The organism is Embleya sp. NPDC020630 (genome assembly GCF_044334985.1).
Taxonomy (GTDB): Bacteria; Actinomycetota; Actinomycetes; order Streptomycetales; family Streptomycetaceae; genus Embleya.
Window position 1 is genome coordinate 787588 of the sequence record NZ_JBIRUB010000003.1, and the last position, 26191, is coordinate 813778.

Sequence of the window (26191 nt, forward strand, 5' to 3'; positions counted from 1 at the left end):
AGCCTTGCCGGGTCACATTGTCGTCCGTCTGGATGGTCCGTTGCGCATCTGAGGTCAGGACATCGCGCCGCTTGAGCCCGTCGTGCTCGCGGTCGCGTTCTCGACCTCGGTGTGGCCGTCCCGGACGACTTCTTCGTCGACTCTCTCGTTGTCGACCATCTCGTTCCCGGTGCTTCCCGATCCCGCCGCGCGGTGTCCCACGCGATCCGTACATCACCGCGTCCCGGGAGAATCCGCATGTCCATTCCGACCGCACCCGCGATCGTCTGCTCCGCCCTGTCCTTCACCTGGCCCGACGGCACCCCCGTGTGTACCGACCTGGATCTGTCCATCGGCGGCGGGCGCACCGGCCTGGTCGGCGTCAACGGCGCGGGCAAATCCACCCTGCTCAAGCTGATCGCGGGCGAACTGCGCCCCACCGCCGGATCGATCGCCCTCGCCGGCGACCTCGGCTACCTGCCGCAGCACCTTCCGCTGGACGCCGACCGGCGCGTCGACGACGTGCTCGGCATCGCCGACACGCGGGCCGCGCTGCACGCGATCGAGGCCGGCGACGCCGACGTCCGGCACTTCGACACCATCGGCGACGACTGGGACGTCGAGGAACGCGCGCGGGCCCAACTCGACCGGCTCGGCCTGCCGCACGTCGACCTCGACCGCACCGTCGGCACCCTGTCCGGCGGCGAGTCGGTGCTGCTCGGGCTGGCCGCGCTGCTGCTGCGCCGACCGGAGATCCTGCTCCTGGACGAGCCGACCAACAACCTCGACGCGTCCGCGCGCGAGCGGCTGTACGACGCGGTGAGCCGGTACCCGGGGGTGCTCGTCGTGGTCAGCCACGACCGGGTGCTGCTCGACCTGGTCGACCGGATCGTCGAGGTGTTGCCGGACCGGGCCCGTACCCACAGCGGCAACCTCAGCTCCTACCTGGACATCCTGGAGCAGGAGCGGGAGACCGCCGAGCGGCTGGTCCGGGTCGCCCAGACCGACGTGCGCAAGCAAAAGCGCGAGTTGGCCGAGGCCCAGATCCGGCTGGCCCGCCGACAGCGCACCGGCCGCAAGGCCCAACTGGAGGGCGGCATCCCCAAGATCGTGGCCGGCAACCTCAAACGCGGCGCGGAGGTCTCCGCCGGCAAGCTCAGGGGCACCCACGAGGGCCGCCTCGACGACGCCAGGAGCCGGTTGTCCGAGGCCAGGGACGCGGTCCGCGAGGACAAGGAGATCCGGATCGAACTGCCCGAGACCGAGGTGCCGGCCGGCCGCACGGTGCTCACCGCCGAGGGCCTGAACACCGCTGACGCGCTCTACGGCCCGCACGGCGTGGACCTGATCGTGCGCGGCCCGGAACGCATCGCCCTGGTCGGCGACAACGGTTCGGGCAAGACCACCCTGCTCCGCCTGCTCACCGGCGCGGAGCAACCGGCCCGGGGCACGGTCCGGATCAACGTCGAGGGGGTGCGCCACCTGCCCCAGCGGCTGGACATCCTCGACGACGACGCCACCGTCCTGGCCAATGTACGCCGCTTCGCGCCCGAGGCGACCGACGCGGAACTGCGCGGCCGGCTGGCCCGCTTCCTCTTTCGGGGCAACCGCCCCGAGCAGCGGGTGGGCACGCTGTCCGGCGGCGAACGGTTCCGGGCCGTCCTGGCCGCCCTGCTGTCCGCCGACCCGCCCCCGCACCTGCTGATCCTCGACGAGCCGACGAACAACCTGGACCTGGCGTCGGTGCGCCAACTCGAACAGGCCCTGGGCGCCTACCGCGGCGCACTGGTCGTGGTCAGCCACGACCGCCCGTTCCTGGACGGGATCGGGATCACCCGGGAGCTGACCCTGCGCCGCGGCGAGGGCTTCGCCGTCCCCGCCTCGGAGGCCGACGCCGAGGCCCCGGAGGTCGAGCCGGTGGAGTAGCCCCGGCCGGCGCGCGCGGCCGGGGCCCACCGCTCACCCCTCCGCGCGCGCCGAGTCCTCATCGTTGCCCCGCCGGAGCACGCGCACCGGCGCGCCCGGCCGCCAGGTCCGGACCACGATCTCCTGCCCGTCGAGCCCGACCGCGCTCACCTCGTCGAGTTCGACCCGGAACAGGTGGAACGGGGTGGGCGCGTTGGTCTCCCCGACGTATCGCCCCTTCAACTCGTCACCGGTCTCCTCGATCGCGCGCCCGCTCACCCGGACGTCGCCGTGCGTCATCTCGGCCCCCTCCCCCGGGTTGGCGAACAGCGCGAACCTCGGGTCGCGCAGCAGATCGCGCGCCTTGAGCGAGCCGGGCATCATGCCGAGCCACATCTGCTCGAACCGGAAGTCGGCCTCCAGACCGGTCAGCCGCGGCGAGCCGTCCCGACGCAGCGTGCCCAGCACGTGGTGTTTGTACATCCCGAACCGCTCGCGCACCGTCGCCGCGAACTCCGGTTCGGCCTTCTCGAACTCCGCCCAACTCGTCATGACACCCATCGTGCCGCCCCATCCCTGACAACCGTTGGCAGGGATTCCGGGTAGTTTCCGGGTCATGCGATCCGGTCGACTGGTGGCGCTGCTGCTGCACCTGCAGAACCGACCCGGCGGGGCGACCGCCGCCGAGCTGGCGGCCGAGCTGGAGGTGTCGGTACGCACCGTCTACCGCGACGTCGCCGCGCTGCAGTCGTCCGGCGTGCCGCTGTGGACCGAGACCGGTCCGCACGGCGGAATCCGGCTGGTCGAGGGCTGGCGGACCCGGCTGGACGGGCTCACCGGCGACGAGGCCGCCGCGCTGTTCCTGTCCGGCGCGCCGCACGCCGCCGACGCGCTGGGCCTGGACACGGTCCTGGTGGCGGCCCAGACCAAGGTGATGGCCACCCTGCCCGCCGACCTGCGCACCCGGGCGGGCCGGGTGCGGCAGCGGTTCCACCTGGACGCGCCGGGGTGGTTCGCCCGGGACGAGGACGTCCCGCACCTGACCGAGATCGCGGGCGCGGTGTGGACCGGCCGACGGATCGACCTGCGCTACGCCCGCCGCGACCGCGCGGTGGCCCGCCGGCTCGACCCGCTCGGCCTCGTGCTCAAGGCCGGTGTCTGGTATCTGGTCGCCCGGCACCGCGTCGACATCCGCAGCTATCGGGTCTCGCGCGTGGTGGCCGCGAGCACCCGGCCGGAACGCTTCGAGCGGCCCGACGACTTCGATCTGAGCACGTGGTGGACGCACCACAACGACGACTTCGCCCGCTCGCTGATGCGGTTCGCCTGCGTGATCCGGGTGTCGCCGTTCGGCTCCGCGCAGCTGTCCCGGGTGTTCGGCCCGGCCGTCGCCGCGGACGCGTTCGCCACGGCCGGGCCGCCCGACCCGCAGGGGTGGCGCGAGCTGCGCCTGTGGGCCGAGTCCGAGGAGGTCGCGACCGGTCAACTGATCATGCTGGGAGCCGAGATGGAGGCGGTGTCGCCGCCGAGTCTGCGCCGCGCGGTGGCCGCCGTGGGCGCGAGCATCGCCACGCGCCACGGCCTACCCACGGGTCCCCCGAAAGGTTGACGCGCCCCGTCTGCGGGCGCGCGTCGCGATGAATGGGACATTTGGGGAACTCCATACCGTATGCGGATAGCCGACGCCACGAGAATCGACGCAACGTGATCACGCGCGTACACACGTACGGTGACTACCCCACCGGTACGGGGCTCCCCTAGGGGCAAGGGTCGCTTGGCGGACCCCGGGTCCTCCCTGCGTAGGACCGGCAGGTCTGTCCTTGGAGAGGATTCGCCGCGCCGCCCTCCCCCCTACGGTGATCGAGTGCACTGCAAGAGCGGAGCGCGCCACCCTTCACCTCAACATGGGGGACAGACTCGTGACCACGGCCACGGCTGCCATGACCGACGCGGACTCCAGGGGCACCATCGCCGCCCGCGCGCAGCAGCTCACCAAGGCGTACGGCGAAGGCGAGACCCGAGTCGTCGCTCTCGACAGCGTGGACGTCCAGATCGGTCGCGGCCAGTTCACCGCGATCATGGGCCCCTCGGGCTCCGGCAAGTCGACCCTGATGCACTGCCTCGCCGGCCTCGACACCGCGACCAGCGGCAAGAGCTGGATCGGCGACACGGAGATCACGAGCCTGAAGGACAAGGCGCTCACCAAGCTCCGCCGCGACAACATCGGCTTCATCTTCCAGGCGTTCAACCTGCTTCCGACGCTGACCGCGCTGGAGAACATCACGCTGCCGATGGACATCGCCGGCCGCAAGCCCGACCGGGCCTGGCTGGACAACGTGATCGAGACCGTCGGCCTGCGCGACCGGCTCAAGCACCGGCCGACCGAGCTGTCCGGCGGTCAGCAGCAGCGTGTCGCCTGCGCCCGGGCGCTGGCCAGCCGGCCCGAGATCATCTTCGGTGACGAGCCGACCGGCAACCTGGACTCGCGCTCCGGCGCCGAGGTGCTGGCCTTCCTGCGGCGCAGCGTCAACGAACTCGGTCAGACCATCGTGATGGTCACCCACGACCCCAACGCGGCGTCCTACGCGGACCGGGTCCTGTTCCTGGCAGACGGTCGAATCGTCGACGAGATGCTGCGTCCCACGTCCGACGCCGTGTTGGAGCGCATGAAGCGCTTCGACGGTGCCCGGACCAGCTGAAACAGGCGGAGAGTCCCCCACCATGTTGAAAGCCACGTTCCGCAGCTTCCTGGCCCACAAGGGCCGAATGGTGCTGTCCGCCCTGGCAGTGCTGCTGTCGGTCGCGTTCGTCTCCGGCACCCTGGTCTTCACCGACACGATCACCAAGACCTTCGACGAGCTGTTCAAGTCCACCGCGTCGGACGTCTCGGTCAAGCCCAAGTCCGAGTTCAGCAAGGACGACCTCGCGCTCACCGGTGAGACACCCACCCTCTCGCGGTCGCTGATCGACAAGGTCAAGAAGGTCGAGGGCGTCAAGGAGGCACACGGCAGCATCCACGTCGAGTCGTTCACGATCGTCGACAAGCACAACAAGTCGGTGGGACCGTCCTCCGGTGCGCCGACGATCGTCACGAACTGGTTCGAGACCGATCACATGTCGGTCAAGCTCACCAGCGGCGCGCTGCCCAAGGGCCCGGCCGAGGCCGTCATCGACGCCGACACCGCGAAGAAGAAGCACGTCAAGATCGGTGACGAGCTGCACGCGAGCGGGAAGAACGGCGATTTCGCGTTCAAGATCAGCGGCATCTTGACCTTCACCGCCACCAACCCCGGTGCCGCGCTGCTCTCCTTCGACGACGCGACCGCGTCGGAGCGACTGCTCCGCGACCCGAACCTCGTCACCTCGGTGTCGGTGTCCGCCGCCAACGGGGTCGACGACAAGGTCCTCAAGCAGCGGGTCGAGCAACTGCTCAACGACCCGGAGAACTTCGAGGTCAAGACGGCCGCGGAGACGGCCAAGGAGTCCAACGACCAGCTCGGCGGCTTCCTGAACGTGATGAAGTACGCGATGCTCGGCTTCGCCGGTGTCGCCGTCCTCGTCGGCATCTTCCTGATCTTCAACACCTTCTCCATGCTGGTCGCCCAGCGCACCCGTGAGCTGGGTCTGATGCGGGCGATCGGGGCCAGTCGGGCGGACGTGAACCGCTCGGTGCTCCTGGAGGCGGTCCTGCTGGGCGTGGTCGGCTCGACGCTCGGTCTGGCGGCGGGCCTCGGTCTGGCCGTCGGCCTCAAGGCGCTGATCAGCGCGGTCGGGATCAACCTCAAGGGCACGTCCCTGGTGATCAAGACCGCCACCCCGATCGTGGCCTACCTGGTCGGCGTGATCGTCACCGTGATCGCCGCGTACGTCCCGGCCCGCCGCGCGGGCAAGGTCGCCCCGATGGCGGCCCTGCGCGAAGCCGGCGCGCCGCCGCAGAAGTCGATCAAGACCCGCTCGGTGATCGGCGCGGTCCTGTTCGGCCTGGGCGCACTCGCGCTGGTCGCCGGAGCCACCTCGTCCAGCGGTGGCCAGGGTGGCGGATTCGTGGGCCTGGGCGTGCTGTTCACGCTGCTCGGCTTCATCGTGCTGGCGCCGTTCCTGGCCCGCACCGTGGTCCCGGCGCTGGCCGCCTGGTACCCGAAGCTGTTCGGCTCGATGGGCCGGCTCAGCCGGGAGAACGCGCTGCGCAACCCGCGGCGTACCGGCGCCACCGCGTCGGCCATCATGATCGGTGTCGCCCTCGTCAGCGGTATGGCGGTCGCGGCCTCGTCGATGTCGGCCTCCTTCGACAAGCAGATCGACAAGTCGCTGGGCTCCGACTACACCGTCCAGTCGCTGACCGGGACGTTCCCCGAGACCATCGTCGACGCGGCCCGCAAGACCCCCGGCGTCGGCGACGTGGTCGCCTCGTCCCTGGCCAACGCAACCATCACCGCGGACGGCAAGTCCAAGAAGGACTTCGTCCTCGGCTCGGACCCGGGCATCGACGGCACGGTCAAGACCACCTATCTCCAGGGCACCGGCGACGCGGCCATGTCGGCGGGCAAGGCGGCGATCGGCGAGGACTTCGCCAAGGACCATCACCTGGGCCTGGGCGGCAAGATCGAACTCGCCTTCGCGAACGGGCAGAAGACCACGGTCGAGGTCGGCGCGATCCGCAAGAAGTCCGACGACGTCATCGGCCTGGGCGAGACGATCGTGATCCCGAACGCGATCATGAAGAAGTTCGTCCCGGACGTGCAGTACCAGAGCGTCAGCATCAACGCGGCCGGTGGTCAGGACGCGACGAAGGTCGGCGCCGCGCTCAAGACGGCGCTCGAACCCTTCCCGCAGGTCAAGGCGCGTGACCAGAGCGACTACAAGGAACTGATCGGCAAGCAGATCGACACGTTCCTGTACCTGATCTACGGTCTGCTCGGCCTGGCGATCATCATCTCGATCCTGGGTGTGATCAACACGCTGGCGCTGTCGGTGGTCGAGCGCACCAGGGAGATCGGTCTGATGCGGGCGATCGGCGCCTCGCGTCGGCAGATTCGCCGGATGATCCGCCTGGAGTCCATGGTGATCGCGGTGTTCGGCGCCCTGGTCGGGCTCGCGCTCGGCATGGCGTGGGGCATCGGCGCCCAGCGCCTGCTGGCCAACCAGGGCCTGGACGTGCTCAAGGTCCCGTGGGGCACGGTCGTCGGCATCGTGATCGCCGCGGCGATCGTCGGCCTGCTGGCCGCGGTGATGCCGGCCTTCCGGGCGGCACGGATGAACGTCCTGCGCGCCATCGCGACGGACTGACCCGGAGGGGCGACCCTCCCGACAGGCAGCCGGCTCCCCATCCTCCCCCCTTGGGGAGCCGGTGACCGAAGAGCCCCCCGCACCGCCTTGCGCAGGCGGTGCGCGGGGCTCTTTCGCGTCCGCGGTGCGGGGGTCAGGAGCGGGCGCCGGGGTGGGACTTCAGGGCCCGGCGGCAGACTTGGTCGGCCTGGCGGGTGGTCTCCGGGAGGCGGTAGCGCGGGGTCAGGGCCAGGACGTGCGCGCAGGCCGTGTCCAGGTCGACGCCGTGGCCGATCGACACGAAGACCGGCTTGACCGCGTCGCGGGTGCGCAGCGCGCGCCCGACCACATCGCCCTCGTCCACCAGGTCGGCGGCCTCGCCGCGGGTCTGCCCGAGCGGCTCGTACGTCCCGACGAACTGCGTCTTGCCGACCCCGATGGCCGGGATGCCGGTGAGCACGCCGAGGTGGCAGGCCAGGCCGAAGCGGCGCGGATGGGCCAGTCCCTGGCCGTCGCAGAGCAGCAGGTCCGGTGCGGCGTCGAGGCGTTCGAGCGCGGCCAGCAGCGCCGGGACCTCCCGGAAGGCGAACAGGCCCGGGACGTAGGGGAAGGTCGCCACGCCGTGCACCACGGAGTGCTCCAGGACGGCGTGCGTGCGGGGATCCAACACCACGACGGCGGCGGCCAGTTCGTCCGAGTCCTCGGCGTAGGCCACGTCGAGGCCGGCCACCCGCCGCACCTCGCCCGGTTGCGGCCCCGGCCCGACCGTGTCCACCGTCGGCCGCAGCCGATCCTGCACGGCCAGCGCCTCGGCGGCGGTCCGCGGCCACTCCTCGGCCGATGCGATCGCGGAAGAAGTGCTCATCCCGAGAACGTACCGCCGGCTTCGCGGGTGGAACCCCTCGGTGGGCTGTCGCGTCCACTCTGCGGGCGCGTACGACTGCGCGGGTGCGTGCGACCGACGACGAGGGGGCAGGGCGATGACGGTGCGGCGGTGGAGTGTGGGGGCGGTGGTCGCGGCCGGGGTGATGCTCGGGGTGTCGGGGTGTGGTGGGTCCGGGGATGATCCGTTCGTGGTGTCGGCGCCCTCGTCGACGGCGCCCCCGTCCACGGCGCCCCCGTCCACGGCGCCGCCGGTGCGGGTGCACGCGACCAGGGTGGACACCGGCACGGTCGCCTTCGAGGTCCGCGCCGCCGGGGGCACCGATGCGGGCGCGCGGACCGTGAGCACCCCGTGCGATCGGGTCCTGCTCGCGCTCGACGACGTCACGATCGAGTCCAACGAAGTGACCTGCAAGGCGCCGGGAGGCCCGCCCGGCAACGGGTGGCACGGCCTGTACCGCACGGCGGCCGACGTTCCGCCCGGCGCGGTGACCCAGACGGTGCAGACTCCGCTGGGCGAGGCGGTGCTGTTCACCCAGGAGTACTACGAGGCGACCAACTCGGTGCGGCGTTGGCGTGAGCCGGTCGCGATCGTGACCCTGGGCAACCCGCGTTCGCGCAATCATCCGACCCTCGTCGTGCGCGCCGACAAGGGCGGTCTGGACCAGTCCCGGCTGGCCGGCTTCGTCCGCGCCAACCTGCTGCCCCTGGGGTGAGGTCCGCGCCCGGTCCGGTGACGCCGAGGGTAAGGAAGGCGCTCGGATCGGCATGGGCAACGCCAAGAGCGCGTCAACGCGGGCGCCGGCGGGCCGATTCGGGGCGAGGCTGAAGGCGGTCGAGAGGAGGCCGCCATGTTCACCGTGCTGCGTCGGGTCACCGGGATTCGTCGTACCGTCGCGCTCCGCCGGACCGGTGGCCGGGGCGCCGAGGGCGCTCCGCGGGCCGTGGTGGTGCCGATCGTACGCATGGACGCCGCCGCGCTCGCCGCGCTCGGCGCCGCGCGGGACCTGGGTGGACGGGCGATCGCGGTGCATGTGACGCGCCCCGGCGAACGGGCCGTTCGCGACGCGCTGGTGGACGCGTGGGACGCGGCCGGGGTGGACGTGCCGCTGAGCGTGGTCTTCGACGAGCGGGACCGGCTCGTCGAGGCGCTGGCGACGTTCGTCCGGGGTCTGCCGGAGCGCCGGGTGGCCGTGTTGGTGCCGGCCGCCGCCGATCCGGCCCGGGTGCGCGGCCGGCGACACGACACCTTGGTCGAGGCGCTGCGCGCGGAGGGTTGCGCCGTGCTCGTGGCCCGGGCCGAGGCCCCCGCGCCTCCCCTGCCGGTGCGCGACCCGCTGGTCACCGCCGCCTGACGGCGGGTCTGGCCGAAATCGGCGACCCTGTTGACCGTATTCGGCGCGCGACTAGGCTTCCGGGGCGTTGTGCCCATTGACCGGAGGCCGAAGTGACCGAGAGCAGAGCAGGCGGAGCGCCCGCGCGACGTGGCCCCGGCGAGTTGGAGTCCGAGATCCTGTCCCTGCTGTGGACGTCGCCCACGGCGATGGGCGCGGCCGCGGTGCAGGCCCGCGTCTCCGGCGAGCTGGCGTACACGACGGTGGTGACGATCCTGTCCCGCCTGCACGACAAGGGTGTGCTCCAGCGCACCAGGTCGGGCCGGTCCTACGTGTACGCGCCGGTGTACGACGAGGCCGGGCTCGCCGCGCGGCGGATGCGCCAGGTGCTGGACAAGGAGGGCGACCGGCAGGCGGTGCTCGCCCGATTCGTCTCCGACCTGTCCACCGACGACGAGGCACTGCTGCGCCGACTGCTGGAGGAGGGCGGCTCCTAGTAGGTCGGGAAGTCAGCCGTCGTCACCGCGAACCCGAAGCCGGGCAACGGCACGTCCTCACCGAACGCGTAGGCCGCGCGAGCCGTATACCTGCCGCTCTTGGGCTCGGAATTGACCACGATCGTACCCTGGCGCGGGTCGACGATCAGGTAGACCGGGATACGCATGCGCGGATAGTCGCGCAGCTTGGCCTCCCAGTCGTTCTCGGGGTTCGACCGTGACACGACCTCGACGACGAGTCGAAGGTCGGCGGCGGGAATGTGGTTCTCGATGGTGATGAGATCGTCTTCCGGGAAGACGCAGACGTCGGGGTTGCGCCTTATCAGGTTGGTATCGTCCAACACGTCGATCCCACCGTGGACCGCCATCCCGGCCCACTCGGGACGCCCGGCGATCCCCTGCTCGATACGCATGCGCAGGCGACGCACGATGAACTCGTGGATGCCGGATGGGCCGGTCATCATGACGAGCGTGCCATCGCTGATCTCGACCTTGTAATTGGACGGCGCGTGCATGCTCTCGGCGATGGCGGTCAGTCGGTCGAATTCCTCGCGGTCCATGCTCCCCATGGTAGGTCGTACGATTTCGACATCGCGTTGCGTGGCGGGATGGTCACCCGGACGGGAATGGACGCGTGCGAGGTTGACCCCTATGCGGGCCACCCGGAGAATTTCGGTGTGGGGATCACGAGGATGGCACGCGCCGGCGGCGCGGGCGGGCGTGTTGTCGCGTCTGTGATGCGGCGGCATCGGATCGCGCATCTTCCTGTCCCGCCCGGTATGCGCTGTCGGTAGGGCGCGCGCCGGCTTCGGTTTGTTGATGGGTCGTCATGTCTCTCTCGTGGATACGCGGGATTCGGCGTCCCGCGCCCGCGTGCGCCCGCTTCGGATGACGTTTTTCTCCATGCGAAGGCCGAAAGGGACACCACGCTCATGACCGCTGTCACCGTTTCCGTATCACCCGTCGCCGCCCGAATCGGGGCCGTGGTCGAGGGAGTTCGCCTGGGCGGCGAACTGGACTCGATCACGGTGGACACCGTCCGGGACGCGTTGCATCGGCACAGGGTGATCTTCTTCCGCGACCAGCACCACTTGGACGACGCGGGCCAACTCGCCTTCGCCCGGCTGCTCGGCGATCCGATCGGGCACCCGACCGCGTCCGCCGAGGGCGAGTTGATCGTGCCGATCGACAACGATCACGGGGTGGTCGCCGACCGTTGGCACACCGATGTCACGTTCGTTCCCGCCTATCCGCTCGCCTCCATCCTGCGCGCGGTACGGCTGCCGGACGTGGGCGGGGACACGTTGTGGGCCGATACCGCGAGCGCCTACGCGGAACTGCCCGCCCCGCTTGCGGCGTTGGCCGATTCGCTGCGGGCGGTGCACAGCAACCGGTACGACTACGTGGCTTCGGACACGGCTGGGCTCAGCCAGGCGCGGAAGGACTATCGGGAGTTGTTCGAGTCGACCGTGTACGAGACGGAGCACCCGGTCGTGCGGGTTCATCCGGTCACGGGTGAACGCACGCTGGTTCTGGGGGCGTTCGCGCAGCGGCTGGTGGGCTTCGACGCCGAGGACTCGGCGGCGTTGCTCGCGCTGCTCGGGAAGCACGTCACTCGGCCCGAGAACACCGTGCGGTGGCGGTGGCGGGCGGGTGACGTGGCGATCTGGGACAACCGGGCGACCCAGCATCGGGTGATCACCGACTTCGACGGGGCGCGGCGGTTGTTGCACCGGGTGACGATCGACGGGGACGTTCCGGTGGGGGTGGACGGTCGGCGCAGCCGGCCTGTCGGCGAATCGGTGGCTTGATCGGCGGGCGGTGGTCGACGGTTGGCCCCGGTCGGCTTGCCGTCCTCAAACGCCGGACGGGCTTGATGGCCCGGCCTTCAGCCGAGATGGCCTCAAACGCCGGCCGGGCTGGAGTTTTGCCCGGCCGGCGTTTCGACCGACGTTGCGGAGGTGGCTTCGGACTCCCGCGTGGGTGGATGTGCCCCGTCGGCTCCGTGTGCCGTGGTGGTCAGGGCGACTTTCGGGTTGTCGACCAGCGGCGGGTGGCCTGTTCCAGGAGGTGGTGAACCGTGGCTTGGTTCGGGAGGGTTCGTGGGAGGCGGTCGCCGTAGGGGATGTGGGTTCGGACCTTGCGCCACAGGCGGTCGGGGAGGGTTTTGGGGTCCTGGTGGTAGCGGACCTTGGTGAGGAGTTGGCGGGCCTCCGCGTCGGCCGGGTTGAGGGCGAGGGTCACCGCCAGGTGTTCGGCGGCGGTGTTCCAGCGGGCGCGTCGGGCCGCCCGTACCGCGTCGTTGAAGTGGCGGTCGGCCAGTTCGACGAGGCCGGCGAGCGCGCCGAGGTCGCCGCCGCAGGCCGGGCAGCGGCCGGTCAGGTCGGCGATCCGGCGCCGGCACAGGGGGCAGGTGATCGCGAACGCCATGTCACTTCTCCAGGGAGTTCTTCGGGAGCCGCAACCCGATGTGCGGGGAGCCCTCCCGGATCTGTTCCATCCAGCGGTCCGCCCGGGCCCGCAGCGGCATGATCCGACCCCGATAGATCTCCACGAGCCGCCGGTTGCCCGCCGCCTCGTCCCGCACGTCCACCTCCGCCGCGTCCTCGGCGATCGTGTCCAATTCGCGCAGGAACGCGTCCGCGTCGAGCCGGTGCAGGCCGCCGGACGCCTGGTCCATCTCCTGGATCGAGCGGCGCAGGTACTCCACCTCCTGAAGCACCGCGACCTGGAACTCGGCGGCGGTGAACTGCTGCGGGGCGCGTCCGCCGTGCAGCATGCGCTCGGCCGCGTTGATCCGGTCCCTTACCGCCTCGTTGGCCAGGTGCCAGTCCATCTTGTTGCCCGCCGCGTAGGCCGCCCGGCCGGTGGCGCGCAGGCCCGGGATCGCGCTTCGGAAACGCTCCGCCTCGACCGCGTCGTGGTCCACCAGCCGGTCGGCGAGCCGGGCCAGGAAGGCCAGGTTGTCCTCGAACTCGCCGATCACCGGGTTCAGCGCGCTGCCCGCCGTGGTGGCCACCCGCAGGCCCTGGACCAGCGTCTCCGCCTCCAGGAGCTTGTGGTGGGTCTTGCTCGGGTCGATCCGCTCCCGGACCAGCTCCGCGAGTTCGGCGAGGAGGCGATCCAGCGCCGGGCCGACCCGGATGGCGTCGGCGGGCGGGATCGCGTCGCGCTTCTCCGCCCATCCGGTCACCACCTGCCGGTGCCGCTCGGTCAGCTCCGGCCACCCCGGCACGGTCCTCTGCGGGATGTCGATCACCGCGCTGCCCTCCGCGCCCACCTGTGGCAGCCGCGCCTCGGCCCGGATCGTCCAGCCGGTCTCGAACTCCAGCGTCACCTCGACGGTCGAGCCCACCGGCACATCGGTCGGCAGGTCCCGGATCGAGACCTCGCCGATCGGCACCAGGCCCTCGACCAGGCCGACCCGCAGGCTGGACCCGTGGGACGCGGTCTCCAGGCGGAAATCGGTGCGGTACGGCACCATCGTCCCGGCCCGCACCACCGCGTGCAGGCCGTCCACCAGCTCGACCGAGAAGTCGTGCGCGAGCACGTCGCCGGTCGCGTCCGAGCGCGGCTTGTCGTCGGTGGTCACCTCCAGACGCCGGCTCTCGATCTCCCGGCCGTGCACCGAAACCTGCACGGTGAAGCCGTTCTCGCCCTCGCGCAACGGCACGTCGGCGAACAGGAATCGGCCCTCCCCGTCGGCCGTCTCGGTCAGGTACACCAGGCCGTCGTCCGAGGTCAGCACCAACTGCGCGGCGGCCGGCGAGCCGAGGTCGGGGCCGGCCAGGACCCGGCCGCCGATGTCCGTCTCCGGCGGCAGCGCCTCGGGGCGGTCCAGTTCCAGATGGCCGCTGCGACTGGGCACGTTCGCCGCCTTGAGCGCGGCGCCCAGCGCGACACACAGGTCCGGGTTGAGCAGCCGGGGGCCGCGCCCGAAGTGTTCGGTGAGCATCGAGGCCACCAGCGGGATCCGGGACGAGCCGCCGACCATGACGATCTCGTCCAGGTCGGCGGCGGTCATCCCGGCGCGGGCCAGCGCGCGGTCGCAGTCGTCCAGGGTGCCGCGGATACGATCCGCGATCATCTCCTCGAACTCGTCGCGGCGCATGGGCAGTCCGATGTTCATCGGGGTGCCGCGCCGGTCCTCGCAGTACTGGCTGACGATCTCGGTCTCGGGATAACGCGACAGGTCGTGTTTGGCGCCCTCGGCGACCGAGAGCAACTGCGCCTCCACCTTGCCGTCGGCGGGGTTCTCCGAGTCGATCGCCAGATCGTACTCGGGCAGTTGGGCCGCGATCCAGGACACGATCCGCCGGTCGAAGTCGAATCCGCCCAGGTAGCGGTCTCCGCTGAACGAGCGGTTCTCGAAGCCGACTTCGGGATCCCAGGTGACCACGGAGGTGTCGAAGGTGCCGCCGCCGAGGTCGTAGACCAGGAACGTCTGCGGCTCGGTCAGCTCGCGGGCCCGCTCGTGCGTGTACGCCAGCGCCGCGGCCACCGGCTCGATCAGCGTCTCGACCACCTCCAGGCCCGCCGCCTGGCCCGCGCGCGTGGTCTCGTTCTTGGCCCGGGTCTCGAAGAACGCCGGGACGGTCACCACGGCCCGCTCCACCGGCACGCCCAGCACTTCCTCGGCCACCTGCTTGAGGTGGCGCAGGATGTGCGTGGACGCCTCCAGCGGGGTCAGCCGCGCGTGTCCGGCGGTGACCAGCTGGTCGGTGCCCATGTTGCGCTTGAAGAACATCGCGGGCGGCGCGCCGGGCAACCGGGCCTTGTTCTTGGCCAGTTGTCCGACGATCGGGGTGCCGATCGGATCGATCCACACCGCCGACGGGGTGGTCGGCGAGCGGTCGGGGTTGGCCACGATCAGCGAGTCGCCGACCGGGCGCAGCCGACGGGCGGCGATCAGCGCCTCCTTGTCGGGCACCTCGGCGTCGGCGGGGATCGCGATGCACGAGTTGGTCGTGCCGAGGTCGATACCGACCACGATGCTCATCTGGTGCTACCGCCTTCGGAGTTCGGCTCGTTCGAGGGTTCGGGGCGTGGTGCCGCGGGGGTTTCCCGGTCGTCGGTCCGCCCGGGCGCGGCCTCGCGTTCGGCCGGGGTGGGTACGAAGCCGAGCACGACCTGTGCGCGGCGGATCACCTCGCCGTCGTCGAGGAGTACTCCGGGCCGCAGCGTCCTGGCCACGATCATCGCCGCCTCGTCACCGCTGTCGGGGGCGTGCGCGACGTCCACCCGGCGGCCGACCGCGGCGTACGCCTCGCCCACGGGATCGTCGAAGCGTACGCCCGCGCGGTCGAGCGCCGTGGCGAACCGCCGGGCGATCGAGGCCAGTACGGCCGGCGCGGGCTCGCCGTCCAGGCAGCCGCGCAACTCGTGCAGCGCGACCGCGGCGTCGGCGGCCAGACCGGTGTACCGCTCGTGGGTGGACTCCAGGCGTTTGCGCATCTCCTCGCGCCCGGCCTCGCGTTCGCGCGCGGTTCGCCGCACCACGTCGTAGACCAGCGCGAACGGCGGGTCGAGCGCGTGCTCCGGCACCGCGCGCTCGCTCTCGGTGATCGCCATCGGGTCCGCCTGGTCCGCGGCGGAGGCGGCCGACTCGGCCGGATCGACGGGACCGGTCGATGGGGTCGATGTGGTCGATGGGGTCGATCCGGTCGACGCCTTCGACGCGGGCGAGCCGCCCCGATCGGGCGAACCCGTCGCATCCGCCGGTGGGTCCGCCCCGAGGGGGCCCCGCTCGGGTGTCGCTGCCATCAGTGCGCCCCTTCTTCCGTCCACAACGGTACGAACTCGCGTGGCGCGGGCGGCGGCACCAGGCCCGCGAGCACACGTCGGTCGATCCCGATCCTCGGCGGCCCGGCCGACTCCGGGGGTTCGGTCTCGGCGAACTCCTCGGCCAGCTCGGCCGGATCGGGGCCGGGCCGCTCGGGTCGGTGGGTGAGCAGTTCGGCCGCCAGCCGCCCGGCCGGGTCGGTCAGGCTCTCCTCGGCCGCGTTCACCTCGGCCGGGGCGAGCACCCGGCCGTGCACCGGGAACCGGTCCGCGCTGCGGGTGATCCGCTGTCGGCGCTTGCGCACCTGTGCCTTGATCGCAGCTCGGCCGGTCAGGTCCGGATCCAGGTCCAGGATGTGGAAGGCGGTGCCCCGGTAGGGGTTGCGGCCGGCCTGCCAGGCCCAGGGGTTCTCCCGGGCGCCCTCGCTCGCGGTGGGTTCCATCGGCACTCAACTCCATGCGGGGCCGTGCCCCGTGGCCAGGGACAACACGACGCCGCGCAGCGCGTTGACGATCTCGGGTTTGTCCGCGTCCGGGTCGGCGGCCACCTCGTCGGCGAGCCGGCGGGCGGTGGCCAGGTCCTCCGGCTGCGGCGCGTGCAGGTTGATCAGTACGCGGGCCATGAACAGCCGCCCCCACGGCCCGGGCGCGGACATCGCCAGCGCCCGGCGCAACGCGTCCCGCACATGTCCGTCGGGCAGCCCCTGGCGTTGTCGGGCGGTGGCGGCCAACGCCCATTCCTCGGCGGCCAGTTGCTCGACGTCGCGGTACATGCTCTTGAGCGCCAGATCGCGGTCGAGTTCGAGGGCGCGCAGCAGGTGTCGGCCCGAGCGCAGCGTGGCCTGCTCCAGTACGGCGGGTTCGGTGGCCGGGCCCGACTCCAACTCGCGCACCACGATGCCGCGCCAGTATTCGTGCCGGGCCAGCTCGACCGCGAACGAGCCCTCGGGTGTGCCCACTTCGTCCCATGCGGGCAGCACGAGCCGGGCCACCCGCTCGACCAGCGGCTCGATCTTGTGCGCCCACCCGGGCGCGGCCACCACGATCTCGATGTGGCGCCGGGTCGCGTACAGCAGGGCCCGGGCCGCCGCCGAGTTGCCGGGGTCCACCGTGAGCCAGGAGGCGAGCAGTTCGACCACGTCGTCGTAGCGGCCCTCCTCGACGTCGCGCGACGCCTGGGCCAGCGCCTCGCGGACCAGGTCGGCCCGGGCGTTGGCGATCACCGACGGCGGGAAGCCGGACTCGCGCACCAGGTCGAGGTGTTCGCGCGCGGACAGCGGGTCGCGCAGGCGCCGATCGGCGGCCAGGGTCAGGTGCGGGGCGAGCAGGTCACGCGGCAGCCGCTCGCGGACCTCCTGGACGGTCGCCGCTGGCACCGGGCTTCCGGCGACCGCCTCCAGGTGCTCGTGCATCCGGTCCCAGAAGGCGCTGTCGTGGTACAGCTCGGCCCAGTGCGCCAACGCCCGTTTCCAGTACGGATGGGCCGCCTCGCTCTCGCCCGCCAGCTCCAGGTCGTAGGCGCGCGCGTGCAGCGCGACCGCGAGGTGATGGGTGCGCCACGGCCCGCCGCCGGTGGTCCACAACTCCTCGGCCCGCGCGCTCCACGGCTGCGCGTCGGCGCCGGTGCCCAGGCTCGCGTACGCCTCGCCGTCCAACGGCCCGTCGCCGGCGCCGTGTTCGCGCAGCCGGGCGGCGAACGCGCGCAGTTGTGCGCGGTCAGTCATCGGCGCCCCCCACCACGAGCGCACCGGCCACCACCCGCACCCGGACCGCGCCGATCGGCCGGCCGGCCGCGTCGGCCTCGTCGAGCAGGCGCAGCACGCCCGGCACCACGGCGGTCACGCAGCGGTTGACGCCGCGTGCCGCCTCCTCCGGCCGGCCGCGCCAGGCGACGGTGGCGATGTGGTCGGCGGCCTCGTCGGTCCAGGTCAGCGCGACGCCGATTTGGTCGCGCAGCCGCGCGGCGAGTCGGGTCAGGCCGTTGTCCGCGATCCCGCGCAGTTCGGTGGGGCCGAACGGCGAGTAGAGGATCACCTCGTCGACCCGGTTGAGGAATTCGGGCCGGAAGAACCCCTCCATCGTGCGGCGCAGCCGGGCGCTCGCGGCGGTGTGCCCGGTGGAGCCCTCGGCCAGGATCGAGCCGATCAGGTTGTCCACGCTGTCCACGTCGTCCTCGACGGCCTCGGCCGCGGAGTGGGTCGCGCCGAGGTTGGTGGTCAGGATCACCACCGCGTCGTGCGCCTCGCGCACCGGGCCCGCCGGATCGCCGATCCGGCCCTCGTCGAGCAGGCGAAGGAGCGCGTCGAGCACCCGCGCGTCGGCCTTTTCCACCTCGTCGAACAGGAACACCCGGCGCGGATTGTCGCGCAGGCCGTTGGTGAGCTTGCCCTCGCCGAAGCCGACGTAGCCGGGCGGGGCGCCGATGAAGTTGTTGATCGACTCGCGCGCGCTGAACTGGCCCATCTCGAAGACCAGGACGTCGTCCTCGGACCCGTAGACGACCTCGGCGAGCAGCCGGGCGGTCATCGTCTTGCCCGAGCCGCTGGGGCCGCACAGGAGCAGTGCCGCGCGCGGCCGGTCGTCCGGGCGGAAGCCGCGGGTGAGCGAACGTTTGATGAGTTCGACGTGGAAGGCGAGCCGCTCGACCACGCTCTCCTGGCCGATCAGGCCCGCGCGCAGCCGGCGTACCGCCTCCTCGGGGGACATCGGGGTGGCGGCCCGGTCCGGTTCGGGCTCGGCGGGCTCGCGGTAATAGGTGTCCGCGAAGCGGCGCAGCCGGTCCAGATCCAGGCCGATGTCGCGGAAGAATCCGGCCGCCAGGCCGCTGGGGGTGTCCAGGAGTGCGGCGAGCAGGTCGCGTTCGGTGATCCGGGCACCGGTGTCCGGGTCCGGGTCGGGGCCGCTCGCGGCGAACGTCGCCGCGCGGCGCAGGGTCTGCCGCAGCGGCTCGTCGGGGGTGATGGGGCCGGTGCCCGCCGGGCCGCGGACCCGGGCGCCGGTCAGCGCGATGGTCTGTTCGCGCAGCGCCCGTACATCCCGGCGCAGGAACAGGAAGGCCTGCTCCAGGAGTCCGCCCGGGGTGGTGGCCAGCGCGTGCAGCAGCATCGCGATGCCGCATTGCCGCCGGCCGAGTCCGCTCGCCTCGGCGACCATCATCGCCAGCACCCGCCGGGCGCCCTGGGCGAACGCGGCCTCGTCGATCGACCCGTCGGCCCGGCACACCTCCGCCGCCGGGCGCGCCGCGGCCACCTCGGCCCGCCAGGCGTCGAGGTCCACCCGGCCGTAGCCGACGAGCAGGTCCACCGCGCCCGGCTCCAGGCGGGGCAACAACTCCGCGAGCAGCGCGCGTTCGTCGACGTAGCCGGTGTCCGCCGCGGCGGCGAAGCCGGCCCGCAGGTCGGCGGTGACCGGCAGGCCGCCGAGCGCGCCGGCGCCGCCCCGGCCGTTGCCGCCCGCCCCGGCGGCCGGTCCGCCGCCGCCGAGCAGGCCGGCCGCGAGCACGTCCGGCGGGATGCCCTGGCGGGCGAACAGGCCGCAGGCGCGCCCGCCGTCGATCCGGGCCAGGGCGATCAGCGTGTGGGCGACCTCGATCGTGTGCGCGCCGAGTTCGCGGGCCACCGCCGAGGCGGTCTCGAACCGGCGGGTGGCCACCAGCAGCCCGCTGTCGAACACCTGCTCCGGCACCCCGAGGATGTCCGTGTCCACGTCGCCTTCTCCCCCGCCTCGCCGTTTCGATCGCACCCGGTCGGATCACGCCTCGTCGCCGGCGAGCAGCCGCTCGGCCAGGTCCGCCCGGGTTCGGGCCGCCTCGGGCCGTCCCGCGCCCAGGTCCCGTACGCCCAAGGCCAGTATTCGGTACGCGGCGGTCGTCGCGATCGCCCGGCCGAGTCGTCCCTCGCGCAGTTCGGCCGGCGACGCCTCGAGCAGCGCGGCGGCCAGTTCCGGGTCGGCGCGGGTGACCCGGTGCAGCACCAGGCCCGGGCCCAGCGGCGTACGGCGGACCCAGCCCGCGCCGTAGCGCCGGAGCAGGTCGCGCGCGGCGCCGCACACCATCGAGTCGTCGCCCTCCAGCGTGCCGAGCAGCAGCCGCGCGGGCCAGGTGTCGGCGTAGGGCTCGTCGACCACGTGCGGCTCGTGCCCGGCGTCGTCGGGGCCGGCACCGCCCGTCGCGTCGCCGCCCGAAGTCCCACCGGGCCCCGGCGCCCCGCCCGCGCCCGGCAGCCCCCGCCGCAGCAGCCGCACCGCGCCCGCGTCGTCGCCGCGCTCCAACAGCTCCGCCGCCGCGACCACCAGGGCCGCCGCCGTCCCGGGCCGTACCCCGGCCGCCGCCCCGCCGTCCCGCGCCGCGACCGCGGCCCGGTGCAGCTCGCGATACTCGGCGTGGTCCGGATCGAGCATCGCGGCCTCGTACAGATACCGGACCGCCCGTTCCGGGTCGCCGCCGGTCAGCTCCCGATGCCCCTCGACGGCGAGCCGATGGGCCAGGCGCGGCGCGGCGGCGGAGCAGCCCTGCTCGAAGGCGAGCCGGTAGCAGGTGCGCGCCGCGGCCTCGGCCCCGCGCGCCGCGGCCCGGTCGCCGATCACGCACACCCATTCGGCCCGCGTACCCGGCGCACCGGGCGGCGCGACCACCGGCAGCAGCCGCCACAGGTCGTGGTCGGGGTGCCGGGCCGGCTGCTCGAAGCGCTCCTCCAGGCAGTCCAGGACCCGGGTGGTGGCGGCGACCCGCCAGCGCCGGACGGGCGCGCGCGGGTCCAGGCCGCCGAGCACGTCGAGCAGCGCGCGCTCCAGCGGGCGCGGTCCGGCCTCCAGCGCCTTCTCCAGCGTGGTCCAGGTCTCCGCGAAGTCGCTGCCGGGCTGGACCACCCACCAGCGCAGCACCGCGTCGACCGCGCGGGCGTAGTGGCCCCGGGGGTCGCGCCCGAGCACGTCGGCGAGCATGCGCGCGGCGGTCTCCGGCTGCTGGGTGGCCACGGCCTGGATCTGGCTCTCGATCAGTCCCCGATTGCGGACCACCTCGGCGTCGGAGGCGTTGGCCAGGAAGTCCCGCATCGCGACGAGTCGAGGCTCCACCTCGCCCTCCCGATGCGTGGCCATCCGGAACGCCCGCACCGCCCCGGCATCCGACATGGCGTCTCCCCCGCGAACACGACCACCCGACTGCGCCGGTCGTGACGACGTACAAGCAGCCGACGTACAAGCAGCACGGTACCCGGCCGCACCGGCCCAGGGAGGACACCGGGCGAACCCGTCCTCGTAACGTGATCGTCACCGACGGTGAGACCGCGGGCGAGCCAAACCCGGGTGAGAGCGACCCCGAACATCGGGTAGTATTTCTCTCGCAGCAAGCGCCGCTAGCTCAGTTGGTTAGAGCAGCTGACTCTTAATCAGCGGGTCCGGGGTTCGAGTCCCTGGCGGCGCACAGCGGCAACATCGAGAAGGACCCACCGGTTTCCGGTGGGTCCTTCTCGCATGTGCCGATCCCGGCACCCAGGATCGGATCAACGCCCGGCAACTCGGCTCGGCGCCCCGAGCCGGCCGGCCGCGTCGGCGCTCGACCCATCACCGCCCCAGGTAGTCCTCCAGCAGCGCCGGGGTCAGCCCCGCCGCGCGCGTCTCGTCGACGAACGACCGGATGTCGGCCCGGAATTCCTTGCGGAAGTGCATCAACACGATGTCGCCTGGACGGAGTTCGTCGCCGACGGCGAATCGCATGTCGCCGTTGCGGATTTCCGCGCTCCAGTGCACGACCCGCCCGATGCCGCAATCCCCCGCCGCCCGCATGGTGTTCTCGTCGTGGTTTCCGTACGGCGGACGCAACAGCGTGGGCCGGCGGCCGAATTCGCGGGCGTAGTCGTCGGACGTCGCGCAGATCTGGTTCTTCTGCACGTCGTACGGCTTGCCCTTGAGGTCGGGGTGGTCGAGGGTGTGGTTCTCGATCACGCCGCCCGTCTCGTCGCGCAGTTTCCGGAAGAAGCCCGGGTCCTGCTTCACATACTCGTCGGTCAGGAACAACGTCGGTTTGATGCCCGCCTCGCGCAGCAGCCGGATCATCTCCGGGTCCTTGTACGCGCCGTCGTCGATGGTCAGGAAGGCGACCCTGTCCTGTGTCGGGACCCGGTACAGCGGCTTGGTCGGCACCGATTCGTGCGCGGGGATCGGCTTGGCGGCGATCTGGGCAGTCGGCGGCGCGACCTTGGCGGCCTGCGGCGACTTCTGGGTCAGCGGGTCCGCCTCGGTGACGACGAAGGTGGTCACGACCATCGCGACGAGCAGCGGCACGGCCAGGAACGCACTCCGCCGCAGGGCGCGGTTGCGCCGGCTCTCGGGGGTGTCGAGGGGTCCGAGCCGGCCGAAGGCATCGTGGTTGTCCGGAGTGCCCGGAGCACCCGGACTGCCGGGATCGTTGGCGAAGGTCATGTCAGGGACGGTATGCGGCGACGCCCATCCGGTTGATCGCGTCGTCGTTGCGGCCGACCGTCGGTCGTCCGTAGATCATGTAACAACCCTCGACGGGTAGGATCGGTCGGATGTCGGTGAAACGTGGCTTTCCACTGATTCTGTTGCTGTTTGCCCTGATCATGGGGTGCGCGGTGGACTCCGGTGTGCGCGTCGCGGGCAAGCCGGAACCGGTTGGGATCCCGCTCGCACCGCCGCCCTCCGGGGCGGGCCTGAGCATCGATCCGGTCCGGGTGCTGCGGGAGGACGCGGGGATCGGCGTCAAGATCAAGGCGGTGCTCACTCCGTCCTGCGGCACGTCCTACCCGGTGAACGCGCAGTATCTGAACGCGCCGGGAGTGCCCGGGACGCCCCTGCCCATCGCGGTGGTGTCGGTGTTCCACTGCGGGCCCGAGACCTGCACGATGCGCCGGGACGTCGCCGCGTACGTGTACCGGCTCTTCGAGGACGGGCACACCGAGCGGGTGTTCGCCTCGGAGGAGCCGGGGAGTCGGATCGAGGTCGCAAAGCAGATGTTGGTCCTCCAACTGCCGGCGTACCGGGCCAACGAGCCGGCGATCTGCCCCTTCGGCGAGCACGGGGTCGGATTGCGGTGGGATGGTGCGCAGTTCGTCGAGAACGAGGTCGGAAAGGGTGTGTCGTGAGCAAACCGCACGTGCTCGTCGTGGAGGACGACGAGGTCATCCGCGAGGCGACGCAACTCAACCTGGAACGGGACGGGTTCCGGGTGAGCACCGCCGCCGACGGCGAGGCCGGGCTCGCCGCGTTTCGCGCCGAGCGGCCGGACGTGGCGCTGCTCGACGTGATGTTGCCGCTGATGAACGGGATCAGCCTGTGCCGGCGGATTCGGGCGGAGAGCCTGATCCCGGTGATCATGGTGTCCGCGCGCGACGACCCGATCGACATCGTGGTCGGTCTGGAGGCGGGCGCCGACGACTACGTGACCAAGCCGTTCGACACCGTGGTGCTGCTCGCCCGCATCCGGGCGCTGCTGCGCCGCGCGCAGCGCACCGCCGGTCCGGGCGAGGAGCCGGGGCCGCTGCGCTTCGGCGACCTGGAGATCGACCCGGACGGTGTGCAGGTGCGCCGATCCGGCGAGTTGCTCGCGCTGACCCCGACCGAGATGAAGCTGCTGCTGCGCTTCGCCGAATCGCCCGGCACGGTGCTCAGCCGGGACACCCTGCTCGAAGGGGTCTGGGAGTACGCCTGGGGCGGTGACACCCGGGTCGTGGACGTGCACGTCCAGCGGCTGCGCAACAAGGTGGGCCCGGGTCGGATCGAGACGGTTCGCGGCTTCGGCTACAAGCTGCGTCCCGGACCCGTCGGGTGAGTCTGCGCTGGCGGATCTCGGCGGTGGTCACGGTGGTCAGCGTGGCGGTCGCCGTCGCGCTGAGTCTGACCGTGCACTTCGCCTTCGCCTACAAGCAGGCGGACGAGGCGCGCAAACTCCAGATCGACCGGATCGACCTGGCCCTGCGCGAGTTCGTCCGGACCGGACAGCCGACCTTCGGCAGCCGGTTGGACGACCCGCGGGTGCCGGCGGCGCTGCGCCAGGCGGTGCGCGACGGCGACCGGGCCACCGAGTTGTCCGGTGGCCGGATCTGGGCGGCGGTCGGGGTGGACGGGCACATCCTGTCGCTGCGCTCCAGCTATCGGGACCGGACCAGCGACCTGGCCTCGCTCGACCGGGTGCTGATCATCGGCGCGGCCGGCGTGGTGGTGTGCGGGGCCGGAGTGGGTGTGCTGATCGGGGCGCGGCTGTCGCGTCGGCTGCGGCGGGCCGCCGACGCGGCTCGGCGGGTCACCGCGGGCGAGCGGTCGATCCGGGTACGGGCGGCGATCGGCGGCAGCGGTCGGGACGAGGCGGCGGAGTTGGCCACGGCGGTGGACGCCATGGCCGACGCGTTGCAGGCGCGGCTCGACGCGGAGCGCCGGGTCACCGCCGACATCGCGCACGAGTTGCGCACACCGCTGACCGGACTGAGCGCCGCCGCAGATCTGTTGCCGGCGGATCGGCCGGGCGAGCTGGTCCGCGACCGGGTCCGGGCGCTGCGTTCGCTGGTGGAGGACGTACTGGAGGTGGCCCGGCTGGACACCGCGACCCAGCGGGCCGACCTGACCGAGGTACCCCTGGGCGCGTTCGCCGCCCGGCGGGTGGCCGCGCTCGCGCCCGCCGCCGAGTTGCGGGTGATCGGGGACGAGGTGGTGGTCACCGACCCGAGGCGGCTGGAGCGGATCCTGGCCAACCTGCTGACCAACGCGACCAAGCACGGGCTCGCGCCGGTGGTGGTGGAGGTGGACGGGCCGCGGATCCGGGTCGTGGACGCGGGACCGGGTTTTCCGGCGACGCTGCTGCGGGAGGGACCCAGCCGCTTCCGGAAGGGCACCGACGACCGGGCGGCCGGCGGGCACGGTCTGGGCCTGACCATCGCGATGGGCCAGGCGGCGGTGTTGGGTGCGTCCCTGACGCTGAGCAATCCGGAGGCGGGCGGCGCGATGGCCGAACTCAGGCTGCCTTCGGGGGCGTCGGCGGCGGGGTGAGTGGTGGGTTCCGGTTCGGCCTGCGCCGGGCCGGGCCGGCCCGGTCGATGAAGAAAGGGGTGTGCCTCGTGGGTGATGTGGTCGGATTGGTGTTGGCGGCCGGGGGTGGGCGGCGGCTCGGGGGGCGGGCGAAGGCCCGCCTGGTGCATCGGGGGCGCCCGCTGGTGGAGTTCGCGGTCGCCGAGTCGCGCCGCGGCGGGTGCGACCGGGTCGTGGTGGTACTCGGCGCGGAGGCCGACGCGGTGCTCGCCGAGGCCGAGTTGACCGGCTGTGTCGTGGTGCGCAACGACGACTGGGCGAGCGGGATGGGCTCCTCGCTCGCCGCCGGGGTCGCCGCGCTGCCCGGCGACGCCGACGCCGTCGTGGTCACCCTCGTGGACATGCCCGGCGTGGGCGCGGCGGCGGTGGCCCGGTTGATCGCCGCGCACGCCGCGCCGGAGGACCTGATCGCGGCGGCCTACGCGGGTCGGCGCGGCCATCCGGTCCTGTTCGGGCGCGCCTGGTGGGCCGAGTTGGCGGCCGGGGCCGAGGGGGACGCCGGTGCCCGGGCGCTGCTCGCCGAGCAACGGGATCGGGTTCGGCTGATCGAGTGCGCCGACATCGCCGACCCGTTCGACATCGACACGCCCGCCGACCTGGACCGGCTCGACCCCTGACCCCGATCGACGAAGGACCCGAGCCGCCGGGGCTCGGGTCCTCGCGTGCTCGCGTGCCCTTGGGTCCTGTCCGGCGGGATTCCCGTAACCACCGACCCCCGGGATCGCTCCCGACCACGCCGGTTACGCCTGGTTGAAGAACCCGTCCTGGTTCTGCTGCGTCGGGTCGCCCGTGAGCAGCCGCGCGTCGGCCGGCATCAGCAGGAAGACCCGCTTCGCCAACCGCTCGATCGCACCGCGGCGGCCGAAGGTCAACCCCGACGCGAAGTCGACGACACGCTTGGCGTCGGACTCGTCCATCGCGGTCAGGTCGATCACGACCGGGATGTCCTGCCGGAAGTACTCGCCTATCGCCCTTGCCTCGTGGTAGCTCTTCGGGTGCACGACGGCGATCCGGGTGCTCGGCTGCGCCGGTGCCTCCGAAGCGGCCGCGCGCGCGGCGAACACCTCGGACGCCGGCACCACGCTGCCCTCCAGCGCGCGCGAACGCGACTCCTCGGGCTCGTCGTCGTAGACCCAGCGCGACCCCGTGTCGTCGTCGTCCGCGTCGTATGTCCCGGTCTCGTAGGCACCCGCGCCGGTGCGGTAAAGGTCGTCGTCCACGTCCCCCGAACCGATCCCGAGCCACGAGCCGGCCTTGCGCAATGCGCCCATGGGCACCTCCGCGTCCGGTCGTCCCGGCCCCGTCCGGGTTATCTCGTCATCCTCCACTCGACCGAACTGTATGCGAGTGCCGGGTCCGGCGCGTCGAACGACGCGCCTATAAACGGACAGATCATCCAACCGACCTCGAACGGGCGTACTCAGTGCGGCTTCTGACGCTATTTGAGATCTTTATCCGCGTATTCCGAAGCCAACCGCATCGAAAGTGCACCCGATCCGTTCGAACACG

Annotated in this window: 24 protein-coding genes and 1 tRNA gene; 13 read left to right on the forward strand and 12 right to left on the reverse strand. The window is 72.1% G+C overall.

All coding sequences use genetic code 11. The features are described 5' to 3' along the window. The first annotated feature begins 237 nt into the window (after positions 1-237). On the forward strand, positions 238-1905 hold the full coding sequence (locus ACH4XV_RS14900; RefSeq protein ID WP_395789723.1) for an ABC-F family ATP-binding cassette domain-containing protein: 1668 nt from the start codon (positions 238-240) through the stop codon (positions 1903-1905). Between the two features lie 33 nt (positions 1906-1938). On the opposite strand, the gene ACH4XV_RS14905 is transcribed toward ACH4XV_RS14900, so the two are convergent. Beyond that, positions 1939-2436 (reverse strand): pyridoxamine 5'-phosphate oxidase family protein, encoded by a 498-nt coding sequence (locus tag ACH4XV_RS14905; RefSeq protein ID WP_395789725.1) that lies wholly within the window; start codon positions 2434-2436, stop codon positions 1939-1941. Between the two features lie 64 nt (positions 2437-2500). On the opposite strand from ACH4XV_RS14905, the gene ACH4XV_RS14910 reads away from it, so the two are divergent. The 3 genes from ACH4XV_RS14910 (at position 2501) to ACH4XV_RS14920 (ending at position 7170) form a co-directional block, all read left to right on the forward strand. Continuing rightward, on the forward strand, positions 2501-3493 hold the full coding sequence (locus ACH4XV_RS14910) for a helix-turn-helix transcriptional regulator (RefSeq protein ID WP_395789727.1): 993 nt from the start codon (positions 2501-2503) through the stop codon (positions 3491-3493). Positions 3494-3824: 331 nt separating this feature from the next. Then, entirely contained in the window at positions 3825-4583 is a 759-nt protein-coding gene (locus ACH4XV_RS14915) for an ABC transporter ATP-binding protein (protein WP_395790004.1), read from the forward strand. A 22-nt stretch (positions 4584-4605) separates the two neighbouring features. Beyond that, positions 4606-7170, forward strand: coding sequence for an ABC transporter permease (locus ACH4XV_RS14920; protein WP_395789729.1), 2565 nt, complete (start codon positions 4606-4608; stop codon positions 7168-7170). 133 nt (positions 7171-7303) lie between these two features. Here the strand turns inward: ACH4XV_RS14920 and nfi are convergent, their stop codons facing one another. After that, complete coding sequence (gene nfi, locus ACH4XV_RS14925) at positions 7304-8014, reverse strand: deoxyribonuclease V (protein ID WP_395789731.1); 711 nt, start codon at positions 8012-8014, stop codon at positions 7304-7306. 115 nt (positions 8015-8129) lie between these two features. On the opposite strand from nfi, the gene ACH4XV_RS14930 reads away from it, so the two are divergent. The 3 genes from ACH4XV_RS14930 to ACH4XV_RS14940 all read left to right on the forward strand — a co-directional run bounded on the left by ACH4XV_RS14930 (position 8130) and on the right by ACH4XV_RS14940 (position 9862). Continuing rightward, entirely contained in the window at positions 8130-8747 is a 618-nt protein-coding gene (locus ACH4XV_RS14930) for a hypothetical protein (RefSeq protein WP_395789733.1), read from the forward strand. Between the two features lie 135 nt (positions 8748-8882). Beyond that, entirely contained in the window at positions 8883-9386 is a 504-nt protein-coding gene (locus tag ACH4XV_RS14935) for a hypothetical protein (RefSeq protein ID WP_395789735.1), read from the forward strand. Between the two features lie 92 nt (positions 9387-9478). Further along, positions 9479-9862, forward strand: coding sequence for a BlaI/MecI/CopY family transcriptional regulator (locus ACH4XV_RS14940; RefSeq protein ID WP_201260864.1), 384 nt, complete (start codon positions 9479-9481; stop codon positions 9860-9862). Here ACH4XV_RS14940 and ACH4XV_RS14945 read toward each other — a convergent pair. Next, positions 9859-10422: a Uma2 family endonuclease gene (locus ACH4XV_RS14945; RefSeq protein ID WP_395789737.1), complete on the reverse strand. Its 564-nt coding sequence runs from the start codon at positions 10420-10422 to the stop codon at positions 9859-9861. The two genes, ACH4XV_RS14940 and ACH4XV_RS14945, sit on opposite strands and share 4 nt — an antisense overlap. 372 nt (positions 10423-10794) lie before the next feature. On the opposite strand from ACH4XV_RS14945, the gene ACH4XV_RS14950 reads away from it, so the two are divergent. Further along, positions 10795-11673, forward strand: a complete 879-nt coding sequence (locus ACH4XV_RS14950; protein WP_395789739.1) for a TauD/TfdA dioxygenase family protein — start codon at positions 10795-10797, stop codon at positions 11671-11673. A gap of 208 nt (positions 11674-11881) precedes the next feature. On the opposite strand, the gene ACH4XV_RS14955 is transcribed toward ACH4XV_RS14950, so the two are convergent. From ACH4XV_RS14955 to ACH4XV_RS14985, 7 genes are all read right to left on the reverse strand, one after another. Beyond that, entirely contained in the window at positions 11882-12292 is a 411-nt protein-coding gene (locus tag ACH4XV_RS14955; protein ID WP_395789741.1) for a hypothetical protein, read from the reverse strand. A 1-nt stretch (position 12293) separates the two neighbouring features. Continuing rightward, positions 12294-14861: an Hsp70 family protein gene (locus ACH4XV_RS14960; protein WP_395789743.1), complete on the reverse strand. Its 2568-nt coding sequence runs from the start codon at positions 14859-14861 to the stop codon at positions 12294-12296. Then, a complete protein-coding gene (locus ACH4XV_RS14965) occupies positions 14858-15433 on the reverse strand; it encodes a hypothetical protein (protein WP_395789745.1) in 576 nt (191 codons plus the stop codon). Before ACH4XV_RS14965 ends, ACH4XV_RS14960 begins: the two co-directional genes overlap by 4 nt. A 191-nt stretch (positions 15434-15624) precedes the next feature. After that, entirely contained in the window at positions 15625-16086 is a 462-nt protein-coding gene (locus tag ACH4XV_RS14970; protein ID WP_395789747.1) for a hypothetical protein, read from the reverse strand. A gap of 6 nt (positions 16087-16092) precedes the next feature. Continuing rightward, positions 16093-17367, reverse strand: a complete 1275-nt coding sequence (locus tag ACH4XV_RS14975; protein WP_395789749.1) for a hypothetical protein — start codon at positions 17365-17367, stop codon at positions 16093-16095. After that, complete coding sequence (locus ACH4XV_RS14980; RefSeq protein WP_395789751.1) at positions 17360-19348, reverse strand: AAA family ATPase; 1989 nt, start codon at positions 19346-19348, stop codon at positions 17360-17362. The genes ACH4XV_RS14975 and ACH4XV_RS14980 overlap by 8 nt, the downstream gene beginning before the upstream one ends. 45 nt (positions 19349-19393) lie before the next feature. Beyond that, entirely contained in the window at positions 19394-20773 is a 1380-nt protein-coding gene (locus ACH4XV_RS14985) for a hypothetical protein (protein ID WP_395789753.1), read from the reverse strand. Between the two features lie 218 nt (positions 20774-20991). Between ACH4XV_RS14985 and ACH4XV_RS14990 the strand changes: the two genes are divergently transcribed. Next, positions 20992-21065: transfer RNA gene (locus ACH4XV_RS14990), tRNA-Lys, on the forward strand. A gap of 140 nt (positions 21066-21205) precedes the next feature. Here ACH4XV_RS14990 and ACH4XV_RS14995 read toward each other — a convergent pair. Next, positions 21206-22063, reverse strand: a complete 858-nt coding sequence (locus ACH4XV_RS14995) for a polysaccharide deacetylase family protein (protein WP_395789755.1) — start codon at positions 22061-22063, stop codon at positions 21206-21208. Between the two features lie 110 nt (positions 22064-22173). Here ACH4XV_RS14995 and ACH4XV_RS15000 point away from each other — a divergent pair, with 110 nt between their 5' ends. The 4 genes from ACH4XV_RS15000 to ACH4XV_RS15015 are packed head-to-tail and all read left to right on the forward strand — an operon-like array spanning position 22174 to position 25299. Then, complete coding sequence (locus ACH4XV_RS15000) at positions 22174-22746, forward strand: hypothetical protein (RefSeq protein ID WP_395789757.1); 573 nt, start codon at positions 22174-22176, stop codon at positions 22744-22746. Next, a complete protein-coding gene (cseB, locus tag ACH4XV_RS15005) occupies positions 22743-23432 on the forward strand; it encodes a two-component system response regulator CseB (protein ID WP_078977097.1) in 690 nt (229 codons plus the stop codon). The genes ACH4XV_RS15000 and cseB overlap by 4 nt, the downstream gene beginning before the upstream one ends. Further along, positions 23429-24643, forward strand: a complete 1215-nt coding sequence (locus ACH4XV_RS15010; RefSeq protein WP_395789759.1) for a sensor histidine kinase — start codon at positions 23429-23431, stop codon at positions 24641-24643. Before cseB ends, ACH4XV_RS15010 begins: the two co-directional genes overlap by 4 nt. Before the next feature lie 47 nt (positions 24644-24690). After that, positions 24691-25299: an NTP transferase domain-containing protein gene (locus tag ACH4XV_RS15015; RefSeq protein WP_395789761.1), complete on the forward strand. Its 609-nt coding sequence runs from the start codon at positions 24691-24693 to the stop codon at positions 25297-25299. Positions 25300-25422: 123 nt separating this feature from the next. On the opposite strand, the gene ACH4XV_RS15020 is transcribed toward ACH4XV_RS15015, so the two are convergent. After that, positions 25423-25953 (reverse strand): cell division protein SepF, encoded by a 531-nt coding sequence (locus tag ACH4XV_RS15020; RefSeq protein WP_380002769.1) that lies wholly within the window; start codon positions 25951-25953, stop codon positions 25423-25425. Positions 25954-26191 lie beyond the last annotated feature (238 nt).

Coding starts and splice junctions, on each gene's coding strand:
- ACH4XV_RS15015 (WP_395789761.1), top strand. CDS start 24,691: ATGAAGAAAGGGGTGTGCCTCGTGGGTGATGTGGTCGGATTGGTGTTG.
- ACH4XV_RS14910 (WP_395789727.1), top strand. CDS start 2,501: ATGCGATCCGGTCGACTGGTGGCGCTGCTGCTGCACCTGCAGAACCGA.
- ACH4XV_RS14920 (WP_395789729.1), top strand. CDS start 4,606: ATGTTGAAAGCCACGTTCCGCAGCTTCCTGGCCCACAAGGGCCGAATG.
- ACH4XV_RS14970 (WP_395789747.1), bottom strand. CDS start 16,086: ATGGAACCCACCGCGAGCGAGGGCGCCCGGGAGAACCCCTGGGCCTGG.
- ACH4XV_RS14900 (WP_395789723.1), top strand. CDS start 238: ATGTCCATTCCGACCGCACCCGCGATCGTCTGCTCCGCCCTGTCCTTC.
- ACH4XV_RS14945 (WP_395789737.1), bottom strand. CDS start 10,422: ATGGACCGCGAGGAATTCGACCGACTGACCGCCATCGCCGAGAGCATG.
- ACH4XV_RS14965 (WP_395789745.1), bottom strand. CDS start 15,433: ATGGCGATCACCGAGAGCGAGCGCGCGGTGCCGGAGCACGCGCTCGAC.
- ACH4XV_RS14905 (WP_395789725.1), bottom strand. CDS start 2,436: ATGACGAGTTGGGCGGAGTTCGAGAAGGCCGAACCGGAGTTCGCGGCG.
- ACH4XV_RS14955 (WP_395789741.1), bottom strand. CDS start 12,292: ATGGCGTTCGCGATCACCTGCCCCCTGTGCCGGCGCCGGATCGCCGAC.
- ACH4XV_RS14960 (WP_395789743.1), bottom strand. CDS start 14,861: ATGAGCATCGTGGTCGGTATCGACCTCGGCACGACCAACTCGTGCATC.
- ACH4XV_RS15000 (WP_395789757.1), top strand. CDS start 22,174: ATGTCGGTGAAACGTGGCTTTCCACTGATTCTGTTGCTGTTTGCCCTG.
- nfi (WP_395789731.1), bottom strand. CDS start 8,014: ATGAGCACTTCTTCCGCGATCGCATCGGCCGAGGAGTGGCCGCGGACC.
- ACH4XV_RS14915 (WP_395790004.1), top strand. CDS start 3,825: ATGACCGACGCGGACTCCAGGGGCACCATCGCCGCCCGCGCGCAGCAG.
- ACH4XV_RS14950 (WP_395789739.1), top strand. CDS start 10,795: ATGACCGCTGTCACCGTTTCCGTATCACCCGTCGCCGCCCGAATCGGG.
- ACH4XV_RS14995 (WP_395789755.1), bottom strand. CDS start 22,063: ATGACCTTCGCCAACGATCCCGGCAGTCCGGGTGCTCCGGGCACTCCG.
- ACH4XV_RS14930 (WP_395789733.1), top strand. CDS start 8,130: ATGACGGTGCGGCGGTGGAGTGTGGGGGCGGTGGTCGCGGCCGGGGTG.
- ACH4XV_RS15020 (WP_380002769.1), bottom strand. CDS start 25,953: ATGGGCGCATTGCGCAAGGCCGGCTCGTGGCTCGGGATCGGTTCGGGG.
- ACH4XV_RS14985 (WP_395789753.1), bottom strand. CDS start 20,773: ATGTCGGATGCCGGGGCGGTGCGGGCGTTCCGGATGGCCACGCATCGG.
- ACH4XV_RS14935 (WP_395789735.1), top strand. CDS start 8,883: ATGTTCACCGTGCTGCGTCGGGTCACCGGGATTCGTCGTACCGTCGCG.
- ACH4XV_RS14975 (WP_395789749.1), bottom strand. CDS start 17,367: ATGACTGACCGCGCACAACTGCGCGCGTTCGCCGCCCGGCTGCGCGAA.